The following is a 1,789-nucleotide window of genomic DNA, read 5'->3' on the forward strand; positions in this document are numbered from 1 at the left end:
CACCAGCAACGCACCCACCAGGATCGCGCCGATGACCTTGACCGCCGCCACGGTGATCAGGGTCACGAGGATCACGAACAGGTAGTCCAGGGTCTTCACCGCCACCCCGCGCACCGCCGCCAACTGCGGGTTGAAGCTGGCGAGCATGATGCGGTTGTACAGTGGCAGGGCCAGGGCCATCACCAGCGCGCCGACAATCGCCAGCACCAACAGGTCATTGCCGTTGACGGTCAGCACCGAGCCGAACAGCACGTTTTCGAGAATGTGCACGTTGATCTTGCCCGCCAGAATCAGCAGCAGGCTCGCGCCCAGGGCCAGGGACACCGAGAGGAATACGCCGATCAGCGTGTCCGGCGCCAGGCCGGTGCGGTTGCGCAGGTAGTTGAGCAGGATTCCGAACAGCAAGCAGTAGCCGAACAGGCTGCCGTAAGGCCCGGTGTAGGGTTCCCCCAGCAGAATGCCCACGGCCACGCCGGTCAGTGCGGCATGGCCCACGGCTTCGGAAAAGAACGCAAAGCGCTTGACCACCACCAGGGTGCCCAAACCGCCCAGCACCGGGCCGATCAGCAGGCCGGCGAGCAGGGCGTTGACTACAAATCCATAGGCCAGCGCTTCCGGCAGATACCCGGAAGACGCCCAGCCCTGGACCATCAGGCGAAAGGCTTCATAGCTCATAAGGCCGGGCTCTGTGGGTGGGTGGAGAACAGGGTCAGCAGGCGGTCCGGGGTCAGTGCCTCTTTCGGCGTGGCGTCGAACAGCACACGGCGGTTCAGGCCGGTGACGCGATCGGCCAGGCGGCCGACGGCTTCCAGGACGTGTTCGATCCACAGCACGGTGATCCCGGCCTGGCGCCAGTCGTTCAGCAGCCGCTCGAACACCTGGATCCCGGCTTCGTCCAGCGCCGACATCGGTTCGTCCAGCACCAGCAATTGCGGTGCCGGGATCAAGCCCTGGGCCAACAGCACCCGCTGGCGTTCACCGCCAGACAGCGCACCCATGCGCCGCTTGCGCTTGTCCTGCATGCCGACCCGTTCCAGTGCGTCGCCAATCGCGGCGGCATAATGTTTGGACAGCCCGAGAAACGCCGGACGCCGCTGGCACATCGCGGCCATGAAGTCGTCGACGGTCATCGGCAAGCCCCGGTCGAACTCCAGCGCCTGGGGTACGTAGCCGATGGTGCCGGGTGCATCCGGCCAATGCAGGCTCAACTGGCCCTGGTGCGGCGTTTGCCCCAGCAGGGTCTTGATCAGCGAGCTTTTGCCGCCGCCGTTGGGGCCCACCAGCGCATGGATGCTGCCGGGCTGCACCTGGAAACTCACTGCATCGAGGATCACCGTACGGCCCAGGGTCAGCGCGACGTTATCGAAGTCGAGGGTCGGGCCAATGCTGGCCACACTCAGGTGTTCAGCCGCCGTCATGCCCCGGACTCCTGAATCGCCCGCACCACGGTGTTGAGGTTGCCGGTCATTTCCACTTCGTATTTTTCCGCGCTGTAGTCGCCATAGGAAATATGCGACAGCGGGTACAGCTTCACCCCGGATTCACGCTGGATGGTGTCGACGTAGCTGGACGGAAAATCCATCTCCGAGAAGATCACTTTCACGTCCAGTTCCCGCAGTTGATCGATGGTTTTCTTCAACTGGCTGGGGCTCGGCTCGATGCCGTGGGCCGGTTCCACCACGGCGGTGACTTCCAGGCCGAATTCCCGCAGCAGGTAGTCATATGCCGCGTGCACGGTGGCCACCCGCAGGTCGGGGTTGGGCGCGCTGGTGAGCTTGGCCAGGGCGTC

Annotated in this window: 3 protein-coding genes; all 3 read right to left on the reverse strand. The window is 64.5% G+C overall.

Annotation, left to right across the window (positions count from 1 at the left end):
* Positions 1-675, reverse strand: a 675-nt coding sequence (locus tag HX846_RS35110; protein WP_178967245.1) for a metal ABC transporter permease, incomplete at its 3' end; no start/stop codon positions are given.
* Entirely contained in the window at positions 672-1,418 is a 747-nt protein-coding gene (locus HX846_RS35115) for a metal ABC transporter ATP-binding protein (protein ID WP_178967246.1), read from the reverse strand. The genes HX846_RS35110 and HX846_RS35115, both read right to left, overlap by 4 nt.
* A partial coding sequence (locus tag HX846_RS35120) for a metal ABC transporter solute-binding protein, Zn/Mn family (protein WP_178967247.1) occupies positions 1,415-1,789 on the reverse strand: 375 nt, incomplete at its 5' end. The genes HX846_RS35120 and HX846_RS35115, both read right to left, overlap by 4 nt.

This window comes from Pseudomonas sp. K5002 (assembly GCF_013386655.1).
GTDB lineage: Bacteria > Pseudomonadota > Gammaproteobacteria > Pseudomonadales > Pseudomonadaceae > Aquipseudomonas.